General features: G+C 59.8%; 3 protein-coding genes. All 3 read right to left on the reverse strand.

What is annotated here, in order from left to right; all coding sequences use genetic code 11:
• The coding region (locus AAHZ94_RS32760; RefSeq protein ID WP_349997347.1) for an LLM class flavin-dependent oxidoreductase at window positions 1-411 on the reverse strand (411 nt) is incomplete at its 3' end.
• A 149-nt stretch (window positions 412-560) separates the two neighbouring features.
• Window positions 561-1,082 (reverse strand): hypothetical protein, encoded by a 522-nt coding sequence (locus tag AAHZ94_RS32765; protein WP_349997348.1) that lies wholly within the window; start codon window positions 1,080-1,082, stop codon window positions 561-563.
• A gap of 43 nt (window positions 1,083-1,125) precedes the next feature.
• A partial coding sequence (locus AAHZ94_RS32770) for an alpha/beta hydrolase (RefSeq protein WP_349997349.1) occupies window positions 1,126-2,351 on the reverse strand: 1,226 nt, incomplete at its 5' end.

The following is a 2,351-nucleotide window of genomic DNA, read 5'->3' on the forward strand; positions in this document are numbered from 1 at the left end:
CAACACGCTCAAACACGCATCGGTCAGCCGCCCGCGCTCGCCGAACGCCACCCCGCGCGCGGCGAACTCCTCCTTGGCCCACCCGGCCCCCACCCCCAGCACGAACCGCCCGCCGCTGAGCTGGTTGAGGTTCCCGACCATCCGCGCCACCAGGAGCGGATGCCGGTACGGGAGGATCAGCACGGTGGTGCCCAGCCGCACCCGCCGGGTGGCCCCGGCCAGCCAGGACAGCGTGGTGAACGGCTCGTAGAACGGTTCGGGATACCCCACGGCCACGTCCGGCGTGACGGCGACGTGATCCGACACCATGAGCAGGTCATACCCGAGCCCCTCGACCACCTGAGCCCACCCACGCAACATCCCGGGATCGGTGCCGGCCCCGAAGTTCGGTACGTTGACGCCTAGTTGCATACGGTGAGGCTAACCCGGGCTCGGGCTGCGGTAGGGGCGAACCGGGGCGGCGGCCAGGACGGGGCAGGCCCGGTGCGTCGGCGCCGAGGGCGAGACCTCTGACCGTGCGACGCAGCGGGCCCGCGTCTTTCCGGTGAGGCCCTACCTCACTAGTCCACGGTCTCCCCTTCGGGGACCTGGTAACACGCCGAGTTGAGCGCCACGCTGAGGATGGACTCCGGGGCCTGGGGGGCAGAATTCTTGCTCTCGTCGTACAGGTGGATCATCACTGTGAATTTCTTCCGACCGAAATCTGCGATCAGTTCGAGGCTTCGGCTCGGGCTCGTATCCGGGCCGTAGCTCCTGATGCTCCACCCCTTGCCGGGAAGCTTCTCCCTGAGGTTCTCCATGCCCTGCTTGAGGTCCTGGATGGGGGCATCCCAAATGGACCAGAAATGAAAGACCCTGTAGTTCTTTCCTGAGTTCGCGCCGGCGCACTCTCTAGTGAAGGGACCAGGCTCGGTCATCTTCCCTTTTACGCCGGCCGCATCGAAAATGTCGCTAGATACCCGAACGGTCTCGTCTTTTGCATCGGAGACGCGGCGCACCTCGGCTGGCGATGTCGAACTTCCCTTGTCTGGTGAATTCATTGAGCATCCTCCCAATAAGAGCGTCGCCGACAGGAACGCCACGAGGTGGAATTTTGGGCGATGATGCGAGCCTATACGAGCTAAGCTAGTCATTCATCTTCACCCTGTCTTGACGCCCCACGACCACGAGGGCTTGGTTCAGCAAGCTGAGTGAGGGGATGTCCCGTTCGTCATCGTAATTAAAGTAGCTGGTGTGCCCACTCCCGTCAGTGGCCATCTGGTTGGCTCCAAAAATTTCATCAGACGGGATGATTCGCGCAAACGAACTCTGAAGGAGAGGATCATCTCGCTCGCCTCCATGAAAAGGGCGGCCGATATCCGGAATCTTGTCGCCGTCGGCCTCCTCGTTCCAGACATGGCCTTTCGGCACGTCCATCTCCTCGGCACTACTCACCTGGGCGCCTGGACTGCCCGCAAATATCACGTCATCCACGCGGAGATCGCCCTGTCGTGCGGTAGATCCGATCAGGGTGGAACCGTACGAGTGGCCAATAGCCGTGAGATGGCTACCTGTTCCTGAATGGCTTGCCGCGCTCAACCCCTCAAGAAATTGGTTGAAATCTGCCGCTCCCCTGTTGGCGTAGCCGGAATCTGGGGAATTTAACAGGACGTTTTGTGGTGCATCGTATCCTAGCCAGGTAATGGTTGAAATATTGTGGTCGGGGGCCTGTGCAGAAGACGCCTTCCAGAGGTCGATAGTGCGGTTCATATCCCCCTTGATATTGCTGAGGTTGGCCTTAGTTCCGGGGACAAAAACGGCAGTATGGTCAGCTGTGTCGGGGTTTCCGGTGGCGATAACTGCGCGTCCCGTTCCTTCGGGGCTAAATTTCAGCAGGTACGCTCTGGGCGTACCTTTTTGCCCGACTCTTGTGAAGCGCTCTTCAATGGCTTCCATTCCCTTCAGGGATGCTTTCAAGTGCTCCTTCCTGTCCATGTAAGTATGTTTCCAATCGAGCCACTCGTCGGTATATGTGGTGGCTTTCGGGCCCCGGGTCTCGTACTTTTTCGGCTCTTTGGGTATCCCCAACAGCTCGGTCCTGTACTCTGCTTGTTTTTCGGCCAGTACAGTTCTGTTGGCCTCATCGCGAATATCTGAAGGGATGCCGTCCAGTTTTCCAAGGCCGGCGGGGTTCAGGGCTACGTAGGCGTCCTGCTCATCTCCCGTCAGACTCTTCCACCACGTGGCATTCGCTTTTGGGGAGCCGTTTTCCGGCGGTGGTGCGATCTCATGCAGATAATTTTTCGCGGCCGTACGGACGCCAGTAGCGTCTTGATGTGTATCGAGCCAGTCCCGTGTAGAAACATTCAGGT

The sequence above is a fragment of the Streptomyces sp. HSW2009 genome (assembly GCF_040240285.1).
In the GTDB taxonomy this organism is placed as follows: Bacteria; Actinomycetota; Actinomycetes; order Streptomycetales; family Streptomycetaceae; genus Streptomyces.